Here is a 14,405-nt window from a genome sequence, read left to right on the forward strand (position 1 = left end):
GGCCGTGAGCGAGACGCTCGAGGGGCTCGAGCCCCCTCCGGTGCCCGCCGTCGCGCCCGCCGCGGCCGACGCCTCCGCGTCCCCGACGGATCGCTCCACGGGGCTCGTCGCTCGCGTGATGCTCGACTCGCCGCTGCCGCAGCTCGACAGACTCTTCGACTACCGCGTGCCCGAGCGGCTGCGCGCGTCCGCGCGGCCCGGCGTGCGCGTGACGGTACCCCTGCGCGCCGCCGGCCGCGAGGCGAAGGGATACCTCGTGGAGCTCGCCGACGGCGCCTCCTTCGATGGGGTGCTGAGCGAGCTCAGCGAGGTCGTCTCGGCCGCGCCTGTGCTCGATGCGGCGGTCTACCGGCTCATTCGCCGCGCCGCCGACCGCGCGGCCGGCACCGCGAGCGACCTCGCGCGGCTCGTCATCCCGCCGCGCCAGGTGCGCGTGGAGAAGGCGTGGCTCGCGGGGCTCGCGGCCAGCGCCGAGGCCGCGCCGTCCCCAGGCGCGCCCGCGCTCGACGCCGCCACCCCGGTGACCGTCGCCGGTTACGCCCCCGAGGCGCTCGCCCGACTGCTCGACGCCGCCGCACCGCAGATGGAGCGCCGGGTCGCGCTCACCGCGATCGGCCAGCCCGTCGAGGTCGCCGGTCAGTGGATGCCCGCCGCGGCCCGCACGCTCGCCGAGCTCGCCGCCGCTGCCGTCGAGCGAGGCCGCTCGGCGATCCTCGCCGTGCCCGACTATCGCGACGTCGAGCACGTCGCCCATGCGCTCGCGGCCCTGCTGCCCGCCGAGTCGATCGCGCGCATCGACGCCGGCCAGCCCGCGGCCGACCGCTACCGCGGCTTCCTCCGCACCCTCGAGCCACGACCGGTCGCGATCCTCGGCACGCGCGCGGCGCCGGCGAGCCCCGCGCACGCGCTCGGCCTCATCGCCCTGTGGGATGACGGCGATCCCCTCATGGCCGAGCAGCACGCGCCCGGGGTGCACGCCCGCGACCTCGCGCTGCTGCGCCAGGCCGACGCCGACTGCGCCCTCGTGCTCGCCGCGCACGCGCGCAGCACCGAGACCCAGCGACTCGTCGAGATCGGGCACGCTCGGGCGGTCGCTCCGGCCGGCCGGCAGCGGCGCCGCATCACCCCGACCGCGCAGCAGCTCGGCGCCGACGGGCCCGCCGCGCGGGCCCGCATCCCCTCGACCGCGTGGCGCGCGGTGCGCGAGGCTCTCGAGGCGGGGCCGGTGCTCGTGCAGGTCGCGCGCCCCGGCTTCGCGCCCCGACTGGCCTGCGCCGACTGCGGCGAGACGGCCCGCTGCCTCGCCTGCCGGGGCCCGCTCGCCCAGCGTCGCGGGGGCACCGCGCCCGCCTGTCAGTGGTGCGGGGCGCTCGCGGTCGACTGGCGGTGCTCAAGCTGCGACGGCACGCGCTGGCGCACGGTCGGCCGCGGTTCGGCGCGCACGGCCGACGAGCTCGGGCGCGCGTTCCCGGGCGCCCGGGTGATCGTCTCCGACGGCGACACCCCTGTGCAGGCGGTGCCCCGGGGCCGCACGCTCGTCGTGGCGACGCGCGGCGCCGAGCCCGTCGCGGAGGGCGGCTACCGGGCGGTGCTGCTGCTCGACGGCGAGCGGATGCTCGCTCGCGAGAGCCTGCGCGTCGTGGAGGACTGCGTGCGCTGGTGGTGCACCGCCGCGGCCCTCGCCGCACCCGACGCCCCGGTGCTGCTCGTCGGCGTCGGGGGCGCGGTCGCCACCGCGCTCGCCACGGGCGAGCCGGAGCGCGTGGCCGCGAGCGAGCTCGCCGACCGTCGGGCCCTGCGCTTCCCGCCCGCCGTCCGCGTCGCGGCCGTCGCCGGCGAGCCCTCCGCCGTCGCCGCCGCGACCGCGCAGGTCGCGCAGCTCGACGGGGTCGACGTGCTCGGGCCGGTCGAGCTCGGCGACGATCGCGTGCGGGCGATCGTACGCTTCGACTTCGCGCGCGGCCCCGAGGTCGCCGAGCTGCTGAAGGCCGCCCTCGTGAAGGCGGCCACGAGCCGCGCGCCGCGCATTCCCGGCAGCCCGCCTCGGCGGCGCGTCGTGCCGCTGCGCGTGCGCTTCGACGACCAGGAGCCATTCGACGACCCCGCCGGCACGGGCCCCGGCCGCACATCGGGGAGGATGGAGGGATGACCGCTCTGCGCCTCGTCGTCGCCGGAAGCCCCGCGGCCGCTGTGCCGACGCTGCAGTCGCTCGCCGCGAGCGAGCACGAGATCGTGCGCGTCATCACCCGCCCGCCCGCACCCCTGGGCCGCAAGCGCGTGCTCACCCCGACACCGGTCGCGCAGGCTGCCGAGGCGCTCGGCCTGCCCGTGCTTGAGGCGGTGCGACTGCGCGAGCTCGAGCCCGAGCTGCTGCCGCTCGAGGTCGACCTCGGCGTCATCGTCGCCTACGGCGGCCTCGTGCGCGAGCCGCTGCTGAGCTGGCCCCGCCTGGGCTGGATCAACCTGCACTTCTCGCTGCTGCCGCGCTGGAGGGGTGCCGCGCCCGTGCAGCACGCGATCATCGCCGGCGACGAGGTGACCGGTGCGACCGTGTTCCAGCTCGCGCCCGGGCTCGACGAGGGCGACTGGTTCGCGCAGGAGGCCGAGCCGATCGGCGCCCACCGCACCGCCGGCGCGCTGCTCGACGCGCTGAGCGTCTCCGGTGCCGCGCTGACGACCCGGGTCGTCGACGAGCTCGCCGCCGGCACCGCGGTCGCGCACCCGCAGGTCGGCGAGCCCACGTTCGCGCCGAAGCTGCAGCGCGAGGATGCGCGCATCCGCTGGGGGGAGAGCGTCGACGCCGTGCACGCGCGCGTGCGGGGCGTCACGCCGGAACCCGGCGCATTCACCTCGACCCGCGACGGCCTCGTGGTGAAGGTGCTCGAAGCCACCCCCGCCCGCGATGCGCGCATGCTGCCCCCGGGCGCCGTCGCCGTCGAGAGCGGCCACGTGCTCGTCGGCACGGCGACGGCACCGCTCGAGCTGCTGCGCGTGCAGCCGGCGGGCCGCTCGGCGATGCTCGCCGCCGACTGGGCCCGGGGGCTGGGCGCCGCCCTCCCGGAGTTCTCGTGAGAGCCCCGCGCGGCGGCGGCGCGCGCCTCGGCGGCACCCCGGGCGGCGGAGCGGGCCGCGGTCGCGCGACCGGCGCCCGCGGCGACGGCGGCCGGGCAGCCGCCCGCGCCGGTGCGAAACTCGGGCAGTCGGCCCGCGGCGTCGCGCTCGAGGTCGTGCGGGCCGTGTCGCGCGACGACGCCTACGCGAACCTCCTGCTGCCCTCGACGATCTCCCGCGCGCGACTGAGCCCCGCCGACGCCGCGTTCGCGACCGAGCTCGCCTACGGCACCCTGCGGCGTCGCGGGCTGTACGACGCGATCATCGTCGCCGCCTCGGGCCGCGAGCTCGACGCGATCGATGCCGTCGCACTCGACATCCTCCGGCTCGGCGCCCACCAGCTCGTCGGCATGCGCACACCCGCGCACGCCGCCGTCGGCGAGACGGTCGAGCTGAGCCGCGCGGTCGGCGCGCACCGCGCCACGGGCTTCCTCAACGCCGTGCTGCGCCGCATCGCGACGCGCAGCGAGGGGGAGTGGGTCGCGCAGCTGCTCGCCGAGCATCCGGGCGATGACGTGGATGCCCGCCTCGCCACCTCGACGGCGCACCCCGTCTGGGTCGTGGCCGCCCTGCGTTCGGCGCTCGAGCGCGAGGGGCGCTCCGACGAGCTCGGCGCCCTCCTGGAGGCCGACAACGCCGCACCCCGCGTGAGCCTCGTGGCGCTGCCCGGCCTCGCCGAGGTGCCCGCCGAGGCCGAGCGCGCACGCTTCTCGCCCGTCGGCCTGGCAGCGCCGAGCGGCGACCCCGCGGCCAACCCGCGCGTCGTGGCGGGCGTCGTGCGCGTGCAGGACGAGGGCAGCCAGCTCGCCGCGCTCGCCCTGAGCCGGGCGCGGCCGGTCGAGCCCGGCGAGCGCTGGCTCGACCTCTGCGCCGGGCCGGGCGGCAAGGCGGCGCTGCTCGCCGCCGAGGCCGCGGCCGGCGGCGCGCACCTGCTCGCGAACGAGGTCCTGCCGGCCCGCGCCGAGCTCGTGCGCCGCGCCCTCGCGCCGATCGACGCGAGCATCGTCGTGCGCGCCGGCGATGGGCGCACGATCGCGGCCGAGCACCCCGTGGGCTTCGACCGCATCCTGCTCGACGCGCCCTGCACGGGGCTCGGCGCGCTGCGCCGCCGCCCGGAGGCGCGCTGGCGCAAGACCGCCGCCGACGTACCCGAGCTCGCGACCCTGCAGAGCGAGCTGCTCGAGGCCGCGATCGCGGCCCTGCGCCCCGGCGGCCTGCTGGCGTACGTGACGTGCTCGCCGCATCCGGCCGAGACGACCGAGGTGGTCGAGCGCGCCCTCGCCGCGCACCCCGAGCTCGAGTGGCTCGACACCGCGAACGTCGTGCAGCGGGTGGCGCGCGAGCCCCTCGACCTGCCCGACGCCCCCCGCCTCGGCGGCGCGGTGCAGCTGTGGCCGCATCGCCACGGCACCGACGCGATGTTCATCCAGCTGCTGACGAAGCCGGTCGCTACGCTTCAGCCGTGACCGTGCGCATCAACCCGAGCATCCTGTCGGCCGACTTCGTCAACATGCAGCGCGACCTCGAGCGCATCGGCTCAGCCGATCTCGTGCACGTCGACGTCATGGACAACCACTTCGTGCCCAACCTCACGTTCGGGCCGCAGATGGTGCAGCGCATCCAGGCCGTCTCGCCCGTGCCGCTCGACGTGCACCTCATGATCAGCGACGTCGACCGCTGGGCTCCCGGCTACGCCGAGCTCGGGGCGTTCTCGGTCACCTTCCACGCCGAGGCGGCGACGGATGTCGTGGCCACCGCCCGAGCGCTGCGCGAGCGGGGCGCACGGGCGGGCCTCGCTCTCAAGCCGGGCACGCCCGTCGAGGGCTACCTCGACCTCCTGCCGGAGTTCGACCAGGTGCTCGTCATGACCGTCGAGCCCGGCTTCGGCGGGCAGGCCTTCATGGCCGACATGATGCCGAAGCTGCGGGCCCTCAAGCAGGTCGTCGACGCCGACGGGCTCGACGTCTGGCTGCAGGTCGACGGCGGCATCACGGTCGACACGATCGGCATCGCGGCCGAGGCGGGCGCCGACACCTTCGTGGCCGGGTCGAGCGTGTACGGCGCGTCCGACGTCGAGCACGCGATCGCCGAGCTGCGGGCCGCCGCGACCGCGCACGCGCACTGAGCCAGCGCCGGGCATCCGCGCACCGGGCGTCTGCTTGGATGGAACCATGAGTGAACTGAGCAAGCCCGAGATCGACTTCTTCGAGGGCCCCGCGCCCACCGAGCTCGTCATCACCGACCTTGTCGTCGGCGACGGCCCTGAGGCGACCCCCGGCTCGACCGTGAACGTGCACTACGTCGGCGTCGAGTTCGAGACCGGCGAGGAGTTCGACGCGTCGTGGAACCGCGGCTCGTCGATCAACTTCCCCCTCGGCAGCCTCATCGCGGGCTGGCAGCAGGGCATCCCCGGCATGAGGGTCGGCGGCCGACGCCAGCTCGTCTGCCCGCCCCACCTCGCCTACGGTCCCGCCGGCGGCGGCCACCGCCTCTCCGGCCGCACGCTCGTCTTCGTGATCGACCTGCTCGGCGTCAGCTGAGCCGCACCGGGCGGCGCGGGGCCTCCTGCGCCGCCCGGTACCCTGGAGCATCGTGAAGACCTTCGACGCCCTCTTCGCCGAGCTCGGCGAGACCGCACGCACCAGGCCGGCCGGCTCCGGCACCGTCGAGCGACTCGACGCCGGCGTGCATGCGATCGGCAAGAAGATCGTCGAGGAGGCCGCCGAGGTCTGGATGGCGGCCGAGTACGAGAGCGACGAGGCCACCGCGGAGGAGATCTCGCAGCTGCTCTACCACCTGCAGGTGCTCATGCTCGCCAAGGGCCTGACGCTCGACGACGTCTACAAGCACCTCTAGGCGGCCATGCCCGCCACCACCCCGCAGCCCGCCGCGCGCGTCGCGGCCGACGAAGAGACCCCCATGCTGAGAATCGCGGTGCCCAACAAGGGCTCCCTCTCCGAGACCGCCGTCGAGATGCTCGTCGAGGCCGGCTACGCCGGCCGCCGCGACCCTCGAGCGCTCACCGTCGCCGACCCGCGCAACGGCGTCGAGTTCTTCTACCTCCGGCCGCGCGACATCGCGACCTACGTCGGCTCGGGCGCCCTCGACGTCGGCATCACGGGCCGCGATCTGCTGCTCGACTCCGGCTCCGAGGCGGTCGAGATCCAGTCGCTCGACTTCGGCGACTCGACCTTCCGCTTCGCCGCCGTGCCTGGCACGGTGCACGACCTCGCCGATCTCGAGGGCCGCCGCATCGCGACGAGCTACCCGGGGCTCGTCGGAGCGTTCCTCGCCGAGCGCGGCGTGACGGCGCAGCTCATCCGCCTCGACGGCGCGGTGGAGTCGGCCGTGCGCCTGGGCGTCGCCGACGCGGTGGCCGACGTCGTCTCGACGGGCTCGACGCTCCGCGCCCAGGGGCTCGAGATCGTCGGCCCGGTGATCCTCGAGTCGACCGCCGTGCTCATCACCGCGAAGCCCGACCTCGCCGGCATCGCGACGCTGCAGCGCCGCCTGCAGGGCGTGCTCGTCGCCCGCCAGTACGTGCTCATCGACTACGACCTGCCGCGCTCGCTGCTCGCCGCCGCGCAGGAGGTCACGCCCGGCCTCGAGTCGCCGACCGTGAGCCCGCTCGCCGACCCCGAGTGGGTCGCCGTGCGCGCGATGGTGCCGCGGCACGAGACGAACCACGTCATGGATGCGCTCTACGACCTCGGCGCCCGCGCGATCCTCGTCACGCCCATCCACGCCGCCCGCATCTGATGAGCGTCGCCGTCCGGGTCATCCCCTGCCTCGACGTGGCCGCGGGCCGCGTCGTGAAGGGCGTGAACTTCCTTAACCTGCGCGACGCGGGCGACCCCATCGAGCTCGCGCGCAAGTACTACGAGCAGGGCGCCGACGAGATCACCTTCCTCGACGTGAAGGCGACGGTCGACAACCGCGACACGATGTTCGACGTCGTGCGCGCGACGGCCGAGCAGGTGTTCATCCCGCTCACGGTCGGCGGCGGGGTGCGCTCGAGCGATGACGTGGCGAAGCTGCTCGCCCATGGCGCCGACAAGATCGGCGTCAACAGCGCCGCGATCGCCCGCCCCGACCTCATCGACGACATCGCCGACCGGTTCGGCGCGCAGGTGTGCGTGCTCTCGCTCGACGTGACGCGCGACGAGCACGCCCCGAGTGGCTTCGTCGTGACGACGCACGGCGGCCGCACGCGCACCGAGATCGACGCTCTCGCCTGGGCGAAGGAGGCCATGGAGCGCGGCGCCGGCGAGCTGCTGGTCAACTCGATCGACGCCGACGGCACGAAGGCGGGCTTCGACACCGAGCTCATCGCCGCGATGCACGAGATCGCCCGAGTGCCCGTCATCGCGTCCGGCGGCGCGGGCGCGCTCGAGCACTTCGCGCCCGCGATCGCGGCCGGCGCCGACGCCGTGCTCGCGGCGAGCGTCTTCCACAACGCCGAGCTCACGGTCGGCGAGGTCAAGCAGGCGCTGCGCGAGGCGGGGGTGAGCGTGCGATGACCGAGCACGAGCACGCCTCCGTGACGATGGCAGCGGATGCCGCGGCTGAGGTCGTCGCGCGCGCCCGGTTCGACGCCCAGGGCCTCCTGCCCGCGGTCATCCAGCAGTGGGATTCCCGCGAGGTGCTCATGGTCGGCTACATGGACGCCGAGGCCCTGCGCCGCACCCTCACCGGCGGCCGCGTGACGTATTGGAGCCGCTCGCGCCAGGAGTACTGGCGCAAGGGCGACACGAGCGGCAACATCCAGCTGCTGCGCGGCGCGGAGCTCGACTGCGACGGCGACGCGCTGCTCGTCCAGGTCGAGCAGATCGGCCCCGCCTGCCACACGGGCGAGCGCCGCTGCTTCGACGTCGACCCCTTCCTGCCCCTGCCCGCCCCGTCTCGGGGCGAGGCGACCGCCGACCCGGAGGATCCCGAGCGATGACCGCGACGACGCGCGCCGACTTCGACCGCCAGCTGGCCTCCGCCCGCGTCGTCCCCGTCGTGCGCGAGCTCTTCGCCGACGCGCTGACGCCCGTGGGCCTCTACCGCTCGCTCGCCGAGGGCCGGCCGGGCGGATTCCTGCTGGAGTCCGCCGAGCAGGGCGGCATCTGGTCGCGGTACTCGTTCATCGGTGTGCGCAGCTTCGGCGTGCTCACCGAGCACGAGGGCAGCACCGCGTGGATCGACACGGGGCTCGACGCCGACCGCGCCTTCGGCGGCGCGATGCCCGAGGGCACGCTCGACGCCCTCGACGCGCTGCACGCGCGCTGGGCATCCCCCCGCGACGCGGCGCACCCGCCGCTCACGGGCGGCCTCGTGGGCTTCATCGGGTGGGACGCGGTGCGGCGCATCGAGCATCTGCCGGATGCCCCGCCCGCCGACTTCCCGTGCCCCGAGCTGGCCTTCGCCTTCGTGAGCGAGCTGCTCGTCATGGACCACCGCCAGGGCACCGTGTCGCTCGTGGTGTCGGTGCTCGCCGACGGCGTCGACGAGCCCGACGCGATGTGGTCGCACGCCCAGCAGCGTCTGGACGCGCTCGAGGCCGAGCTGGGTCGCCCGGCGAGCACCGAGCCCGCCCACATCGACCTCGGGGTGGCGCCGACGCCGCAGCCGCGCTCGACGCGCGAGGAGTACCTGGCCGCGGTCGAGGCCTCGAAGCGGTTCATCCGCGATGGCGACGTGTTCCAGGTGGTCGTGGCGCAGCGCTTCGATCACCCGCTCACGGCATCCCCCCTCGACGTCTACCGGGTGCTGCGGGCCCTCAACCCCTCGCCCTACATGTACGCGCTCACGCTCACGACCGCGGCGGGCGAGCCGTACGCGATCGTCGGCTCGTCGCCCGAGGCCCTCGTGAAGGTCACCGATGGTCGCGTCTACTCGCACCCGATCGCGGGCTCGCGCCCGCGCGGTGAGACGCCCGAGGCCGACCAGGAGCTCGCCGACGAGCTGCTCGCCGACGCGAAGGAGCAGGCCGAGCACCTCATGCTCGTCGACCTCGCGCGCAACGACCTCTCGAAGGTGTGCCGAGCCGGAACGGTCGAGGTGACCGAGTTCATGCAGGTGGAGCGCTTCAGCCACATCATGCACCTGGTCTCGAGCGTCGAGGGCGACATCCGGCCGACGGCCTCGCCGATCGACGTGTTCCGCGCGACCTTCCCCGCCGGCACCCTGAGCGGCGCGCCGAAGCCGCGCGCGCTGCAGATCATCGACGAGCTCGAGCCCGCGCGCCGCGGCGTGTACGGGGGAGTGGTGGGCTACTTCTCGTTCTCGGGCGACGTCGACCTCGCCATCGCCATCCGCACCGCGTATCTGCGCGACGGGGTCGCGCACGTGCAGGCGGGCGCTGGCCTCGTGGCCGACTCCGACCCCGCGACCGAGCACCAGGAGGCCGTCAATAAGGCCGCCGCGCCGCTGCGCGCGGTCGCGATCGCGAACGCCCTGCGGGCGGCGGGCGCATGACGCCGCGCCGCGTGCGGCTGCTGGCGCTGCTGGCCCCCGCCGTCGTGGCCGGGCTCGCGCTGCTGGCCTGGACCCAGCCGTGGGTCGACGCGACGATCGAGGGCGGCGTCGCGGTGACCGCGGCGGGGGATGTCGCGGCGCCCGCGCTGCCCGCCCTGGCCCTCGCCGCGCTCGCGCTCGTCGCCGCCCTCGCGCTCGCCGGGCCGTTCTTCCGCGTCGTGCTCGGCGTGCTGCTGGTGCTGCTCGGCGCGGCGATCACGACCTCCGCCGCCCTCGCCCTCGGCGACCCGGTCGGCGCGGTCTCAGCGGCGGTCACGGCCGCGAGCGGCGTCGACGGCGACGACTCCGTGCGCGCGATCGTGGAGAGCGCGCAGCTCACCGCCTGGCCGTCGGTCGCCCTCGCCGCGGGCGTGCTCGGCATCGTCGCGGGCGTCGGCGTCGCCGCGAGCGCCCGGCGCTGGCCGGAGCGCGTGCGGAAGTACGACGCCGTGCGCACCGAGCCCGTCGCCGGCGCGACCCCGACCTCCGTGGCCGATCGAGACGCGACCGCGGCGGGCGACGCCGCCCGCACCGATCGACTCGACGCGTGGGACGCGCTGAGCGACGGCCGCGACCCGACCGCGGGGTAGACTGGCGGCAGCGCCGCGGCGGAGCGTCGCGCGCGCCACCCCCCACCTGCACTCGACGCTCGAGGAGACCCATGAACGCGCACTCCGACCCCGGCCACGGACACTCGCCCGCCGCCTGGACGGCCGTGACGATCATCCTCATCGCGTTCGCGATCGGCACCCTCGCGTTCTGGTTCGACCAGCCCCTCATCGTGTGGGCGAGCGCCGGTCTCGTCGTCGTCGGCCTCGTCGTCGGCGCGCTCATGGCCAAGGCCGGCTACGGCGTGAAGGGTCCGCGCTACTCGCCGAAGGCGCACCACTAAGTGCTCGGCGACCTCGTCGCCGGAGCCCTCGCCGACGCGGCTCGCCGCCGCGAGACCCGCTCGCTCGCCGAGGTCGAGGCCGCCGCGCTCGCGGCGCCGCCCGCGCGCGACGCCCGCGCCGCCCTCGCCCCGGCCGAGACGATCAAGGTCATCGCCGAGGTGAAGCGCGCGAGCCCCTCGCGCGGGTCGCTCGCGAGCATCCCCGACCCGGCCGCGCTCGCGGTCGAGTACGCGGCGGGCGGGGCGAGCGCCATCAGCGTGCTCACGGAGGAGCGCCGCTTCGGCGGCAGCCTCGACGACCTCGTGGCCGTGCGCGCCGCGGTCGACACCCCGCTGCTGCGGAAGGACTTCATCGCCGACCCGTACCAGGTGCTCGAGGCGCGCGCCGCGGGCGCCGACCTCGTGCTGCTCATCGTCGCGGCGCTCGACGACGCGACGCTCGCGAGCCTGCACGGGCTCATCACCGAGCTCGGCATGACGCCGCTGGTCGAGACGCATGACGCCGACGAGGTGCGCCGAGCCGTCGACCTCGGCGCGGGCGTCATCGGCGTGAACGCTCGCAACCTGTCGACCTTCGAGCTCGACCGAGACCTGTTCGGGCGCCTGGCCCCGATGATCCCGGCCGGCACCGTGCGCATCGCCGAGTCGGCCGTGCTCGGGGTCGACGACGTCATCCACTACCGCGCCGCGGGCGCCGACGCCGTGCTCGTCGGCGAGGCGCTCGTGACCGGCGGCGATCCCCGCGCCGCGGTCGAGTCGTTCCGGAAGGTCTCATGAGTCTCCGCACCCAGCAGGGCCCCTACTTCGGCAGCTTCGGCGGCCGTTTCGTGCCCGAGTCGCTCATCGCCGCGCTCGACGAGCTCGATGCCGCGTACAGCGAGGCGCGCACCGACCCGGCGTTCGCCGCCGAGCTCGCCGAGCTGCACCGCACCTACACCGGCCGACCCTCGATCATCACCGAGGCGAAGCGCTTCGCCGAGCACGCCGGCGGGGCCCGCATCCTGCTCAAGCGCGAAGACCTGAATCACACCGGCTCGCACAAGATCAACAACGTGCTCGGGCAGGCCCTGCTCGCCAAGCGCCTCGGCAAGCGCCGCATCATCGCCGAGACCGGCGCGGGCCAGCACGGCGTCGCGAGCGCGACCGCCGCCGCCCTCTTCGGCCTGGAGTGCGTGGTCTACATGGGCGAGGTCGACACCGAGCGTCAGGCGCTCAACGTCGCCCGTATGAAGCTGCTGGGCGCCGAGGTCGTGCCGGTCACGACCGGTTCGCGCACCCTCAAGGACGCGATCAACGAGGCCCTGCGCGACTGGGTTGCGAACGTCGAGCACACCCACTACCTCCTGGGCACGGTCGCGGGCCCGCACCCGTTCCCGGTCATGGTGCGCGACTTCCACTCGGTCATCGGCATCGAGGCGCGCGAGCAGGTGCTCGAGCTCACCGGTCGCCTGCCCGACGCGGTCGCGGCGTGCGTGGGCGGCGGCAGCAACGCCATGGGCATCTTCCACGCCTTCCTCGACGACGCCGACGTGCGGCTGGTCGGCCTCGAGGCGGCCGGCGATGGCATCGACACGCCGTTCCACGCGGCGACGATCACGATGGGCCGCCCCGGCGTGCTGCACGGCGCGAAGAGCCTCATGCTGCAGGATGCCGACGGCCAGACGATGGAGTCGCACTCGATCTCCGCGGGCCTCGACTACCCGGGCGTCGGCCCCGAGCACGCGTGGCTGGCCGAGATCGGCCGGGCCGAGTACCGCGGCGTGACCGACGCGCAGGCGATGGATGCTCTGCGCCTGCTGAGCCGCACCGAGGGCATCATCCCCGCCATCGAGACCGCGCACGGCCTGCACGGAGCCCTCGAGCTCGGCCGCGAGCTCGGCCCCGACGGGATCGTGCTCGTCAACCTCTCCGGCCGCGGCGACAAGGACATGGAGACCGCCGCGCGCTACTTCGGCCTGCTCGACGCGAAGGCCGCCGAGCGCGCCGCTGAGGCCGATGCGCACCCGACCGCCGCCGAGGAGGGCCAGGAATGAGCACCCCGACGATCGCGAGCCCCGTCGCCGCGGCGATCGCCGCGCGCAAGGAGGCCGGTTCCGGCGCGCTCATCGGCTACCTGCCGGTCGGCTTCCCCGACCTCGACACGAGCGTCGACGCGGCCGTGGCGCTGCTGGAGAACGGCGTCGACGTCGTCGAGCTCGGTCTGCCGTACAGCGACCCGGTCATGGATGGCCTGGTCATCCAGAAGGCCACCCAGCAGGCGCTCGAGAACGGCTTCACGCTGCGCCAGGGCTTCGAGGCCGTCGAGCGCATCCGCTCGCGCGTCGACGCCCCGCTGCTCGTGATGACCTACTGGAACCCGGTGATGCAGTACGGCGTCGACCGCTTCGCGACCGACCTGGAGAACGCCGGGGGAGCGGGCCTCATCACCCCCGATCTCATCCCCGACGAGGCGGGCGAGTGGATGTCCGCCTCCGACGCCCACGCGCTGGATCGCGTCTTCCTCGCCGCGCCCTCCTCGTCGGACGCGCGCATGCGCCAGGCCGTCGAGTCGAGCCGCGGCTTCGTCTACGCGGTCTCGACGATGGGCATCACGGGAGCGCGCGCCGACGTTGATGCCGCCGCACGCGGCGTCATCGGCCGACTGCGCGAGGCGGGGGCGACGAGCGCCTGCGTCGGCGTCGGTATCTCCACGCCCGAGCAGGTCGCCGACGTGCTCACCTACGCCGACGGCGCGATCGTCGGCTCGCGCCTGGTGTCGGCCCTCGCCGAGGGCGGCGTGCCCGCGGTGGGCCGCCTCGCGGCCGAGCTCGCCACCGGCAAGCCCTAGGCTGAACCGAGCCCCTGACGACGGAAAGGTCCTCTCCACCGTGATCCACGCCCTGAGCATCCCGAGCCCGAGCGACGAGTGGCGCGTGTTCAACGTCGGCCAGTGGCTGCGCGACCTCGGTCTGTCGTGGTTCACCTTCGATGTGAACGTCTACGCCTACGCGCTGTGCATCCTGCTCGGCATCGTGGCGGCGACGGTGCTGACGAACCACCGCCTCTCGAAGCGCGGCGCCGAGCGCTGGATCACGCTCGACATCGCGCTGTTCGCGGTGCCGCTCGGCATCATCGGCGGCCGCGTCTACCACGTGCTGACCCACCCCGACGACTACTTCTTCGAGGGCGCCGACCTGTGGGCGACACTGCGCATCTGGGAGGGCGGCCTGGCGATCTTCGGGGCTCTCATCGGCGGGGCGATCGGCGTGTGGATCGGCTGCCGCGTGACGGGCATCCGCTTCTGGTCGTTCGCCGACGCGCTGGCCCCTGGCCTGCTGCTCGCGCAGGCCTTCGGCCGGCTCGGCAACTGGTTCAACCAGGAGCTCTTCGGCCTGCCGACGAACCTGCCGTGGGGCCTCGAGATCGACCGCCCGAACGACGCGATCCCGGTCGGCCTGCCCGACGCCACGCTCTTCCACCCGACGTTCCTGTACGAGATCGTCTGGAACCTCGCGGGCGTCGCCGTGCTGCTGCTGCTGGATGCCCGCCTCAAGGTGCAGTGGGGCAAGCTGCTCGGCGCCTACCTGATCTGGTATGGCGCGGGCCGCAGCGTGTTCGAGTCGATCCGCCTCGACCCGAGCGAGCTCTTCCTCGGCGTCCGGGTGAACGTGTGGGCGGCCTGGGCCGCGATCGTCATCGGTCTCGTGATCATCCTGGTGCAGCACCGCCGGCACACCGGCGTCGAGCCGAGCCCGTACGTGTCGGGCCGCGAGTGGTCGCCGCAGGCTGGGGTAGACTCCGACGAGGTCTACACCGAGACCGACGACGACGGCAACGGAGCCGATCTCGTCTCCGCCACCACCGGAACGTCTGCAGCCACAAGCGAAGCCACCACTCGGTCGTAGAGGCGCGCCCACCAGCG

16 protein-coding genes are annotated in these 14,405 nt (G+C 74.6%); all 16 read left to right on the forward strand.

Annotation, left to right across the window (positions count from 1 at the left end; all coding sequences use genetic code 11):
- Window positions 1-4: 4 nt before the first annotated feature.
- Window positions 5-2,149 carry a primosomal protein N' family DNA-binding protein gene (locus ID804_RS06590; protein ID WP_317451200.1) on the forward strand — a complete coding sequence of 715 codons (2,145 nt, stop codon included), beginning with the start codon at window positions 5-7 and terminating at the stop codon, window positions 2,147-2,149.
- 5 nt (window positions 2,150-2,154) lie between these two features.
- Window positions 2,155-3,072 carry a methionyl-tRNA formyltransferase gene (gene fmt / locus ID804_RS06595; protein WP_169078777.1) on the forward strand — a complete coding sequence of 306 codons (918 nt, stop codon included), beginning with the start codon at window positions 2,155-2,157 and terminating at the stop codon, window positions 3,070-3,072.
- Window positions 3,069-4,577 (forward strand): RsmB/NOP family class I SAM-dependent RNA methyltransferase, encoded by a 1,509-nt coding sequence (locus ID804_RS06600; RefSeq protein WP_169078271.1) that lies wholly within the window; start codon window positions 3,069-3,071, stop codon window positions 4,575-4,577. Before fmt ends, ID804_RS06600 begins: the two co-directional genes overlap by 4 nt.
- Window positions 4,574-5,236 carry a ribulose-phosphate 3-epimerase gene (rpe, locus tag ID804_RS06605; protein WP_169078273.1) on the forward strand — a complete coding sequence of 221 codons (663 nt, stop codon included), beginning with the start codon at window positions 4,574-4,576 and terminating at the stop codon, window positions 5,234-5,236. The genes ID804_RS06600 and rpe overlap by 4 nt, the downstream gene beginning before the upstream one ends.
- 46 nt (window positions 5,237-5,282) lie before the next feature.
- Window positions 5,283-5,651 carry an FKBP-type peptidyl-prolyl cis-trans isomerase gene (locus ID804_RS06610; protein ID WP_169078275.1) on the forward strand — a complete coding sequence of 123 codons (369 nt, stop codon included), beginning with the start codon at window positions 5,283-5,285 and terminating at the stop codon, window positions 5,649-5,651.
- A 52-nt stretch (window positions 5,652-5,703) separates the two neighbouring features.
- Entirely contained in the window at window positions 5,704-5,967 is a 264-nt protein-coding gene (locus tag ID804_RS06615) for a phosphoribosyl-ATP diphosphatase (protein ID WP_169078277.1), read from the forward strand.
- 63 nt (window positions 5,968-6,030) lie between these two features.
- Window positions 6,031-6,870: an ATP phosphoribosyltransferase gene (gene hisG / locus ID804_RS06620; protein WP_169078779.1), complete on the forward strand. Its 840-nt coding sequence runs from the start codon at window positions 6,031-6,033 to the stop codon at window positions 6,868-6,870.
- Window positions 6,870-7,631 (forward strand): imidazole glycerol phosphate synthase subunit HisF, encoded by a 762-nt coding sequence (gene hisF / locus ID804_RS06625; protein ID WP_169078279.1) that lies wholly within the window; start codon window positions 6,870-6,872, stop codon window positions 7,629-7,631. Before hisG ends, hisF begins: the two co-directional genes overlap by 1 nt.
- A gap of 26 nt (window positions 7,632-7,657) precedes the next feature.
- Window positions 7,658-8,056 carry a phosphoribosyl-AMP cyclohydrolase gene (gene hisI, locus ID804_RS06630; protein WP_169078782.1) on the forward strand — a complete coding sequence of 133 codons (399 nt, stop codon included), beginning with the start codon at window positions 7,658-7,660 and terminating at the stop codon, window positions 8,054-8,056.
- Window positions 8,053-9,573, forward strand: a complete 1,521-nt coding sequence (locus tag ID804_RS06635) for an anthranilate synthase component I (RefSeq protein WP_169078281.1) — start codon at window positions 8,053-8,055, stop codon at window positions 9,571-9,573. Before hisI ends, ID804_RS06635 begins: the two co-directional genes overlap by 4 nt.
- Window positions 9,570-10,202 carry a Trp biosynthesis-associated membrane protein gene (locus ID804_RS06640; RefSeq protein WP_169078284.1) on the forward strand — a complete coding sequence of 211 codons (633 nt, stop codon included), beginning with the start codon at window positions 9,570-9,572 and terminating at the stop codon, window positions 10,200-10,202. The genes ID804_RS06635 and ID804_RS06640 overlap by 4 nt, the downstream gene beginning before the upstream one ends.
- A gap of 71 nt (window positions 10,203-10,273) precedes the next feature.
- Window positions 10,274-10,504 carry a DUF6704 family protein gene (locus tag ID804_RS06645; RefSeq protein ID WP_169078286.1) on the forward strand — a complete coding sequence of 77 codons (231 nt, stop codon included), beginning with the start codon at window positions 10,274-10,276 and terminating at the stop codon, window positions 10,502-10,504.
- Window positions 10,505-11,281: an indole-3-glycerol phosphate synthase TrpC gene (gene trpC / locus ID804_RS06650; protein WP_169078288.1), complete on the forward strand. Its 777-nt coding sequence runs from the start codon at window positions 10,505-10,507 to the stop codon at window positions 11,279-11,281. It abuts the gene before it with no gap.
- Window positions 11,278-12,537: a tryptophan synthase subunit beta gene (trpB, locus tag ID804_RS06655; RefSeq protein ID WP_169078290.1), complete on the forward strand. Its 1,260-nt coding sequence runs from the start codon at window positions 11,278-11,280 to the stop codon at window positions 12,535-12,537. The genes trpC and trpB overlap by 4 nt, the downstream gene beginning before the upstream one ends.
- Entirely contained in the window at window positions 12,534-13,331 is a 798-nt protein-coding gene (gene trpA / locus ID804_RS06660; protein ID WP_169078292.1) for a tryptophan synthase subunit alpha, read from the forward strand. The genes trpB and trpA overlap by 4 nt, the downstream gene beginning before the upstream one ends.
- 43 nt (window positions 13,332-13,374) lie before the next feature.
- On the forward strand, window positions 13,375-14,388 hold the full coding sequence (lgt, locus tag ID804_RS06665; RefSeq protein WP_317451225.1) for a prolipoprotein diacylglyceryl transferase: 1,014 nt from the start codon (window positions 13,375-13,377) through the stop codon (window positions 14,386-14,388).
- Window positions 14,389-14,405 lie beyond the last annotated feature (17 nt).

The sequence above is a fragment of the Microcella alkalica genome (assembly GCF_014595885.1).
GTDB classification, from domain to species: domain Bacteria; phylum Actinomycetota; class Actinomycetes; order Actinomycetales; family Microbacteriaceae; genus Microcella; species Microcella alkaliphila_B.

Excerpts from the sequence above, each read along its gene's own strand:
- hisG (WP_169078779.1), top strand. The coding sequence starts at position 6,031 with ATGCTGAGAATCGCGGTGCCCAACAAGGGCTCCCTCTCCGAGACCGCC.
- ID804_RS06645 (WP_169078286.1), top strand. The coding sequence starts at position 10,274 with ATGAACGCGCACTCCGACCCCGGCCACGGACACTCGCCCGCCGCCTGG.
- ID804_RS06640 (WP_169078284.1), top strand. The coding sequence starts at position 9,570 with ATGACGCCGCGCCGCGTGCGGCTGCTGGCGCTGCTGGCCCCCGCCGTC.
- ID804_RS06635 (WP_169078281.1), top strand. The coding sequence starts at position 8,053 with ATGACCGCGACGACGCGCGCCGACTTCGACCGCCAGCTGGCCTCCGCC.
- hisF (WP_169078279.1), top strand. The coding sequence starts at position 6,870 with ATGAGCGTCGCCGTCCGGGTCATCCCCTGCCTCGACGTGGCCGCGGGC.
- ID804_RS06610 (WP_169078275.1), top strand. The coding sequence starts at position 5,283 with ATGAGTGAACTGAGCAAGCCCGAGATCGACTTCTTCGAGGGCCCCGCG.
- trpB (WP_169078290.1), top strand. The coding sequence starts at position 11,278 with ATGAGTCTCCGCACCCAGCAGGGCCCCTACTTCGGCAGCTTCGGCGGC.
- trpA (WP_169078292.1), top strand. The coding sequence starts at position 12,534 with ATGAGCACCCCGACGATCGCGAGCCCCGTCGCCGCGGCGATCGCCGCG.
- hisI (WP_169078782.1), top strand. The coding sequence starts at position 7,658 with ATGGCAGCGGATGCCGCGGCTGAGGTCGTCGCGCGCGCCCGGTTCGAC.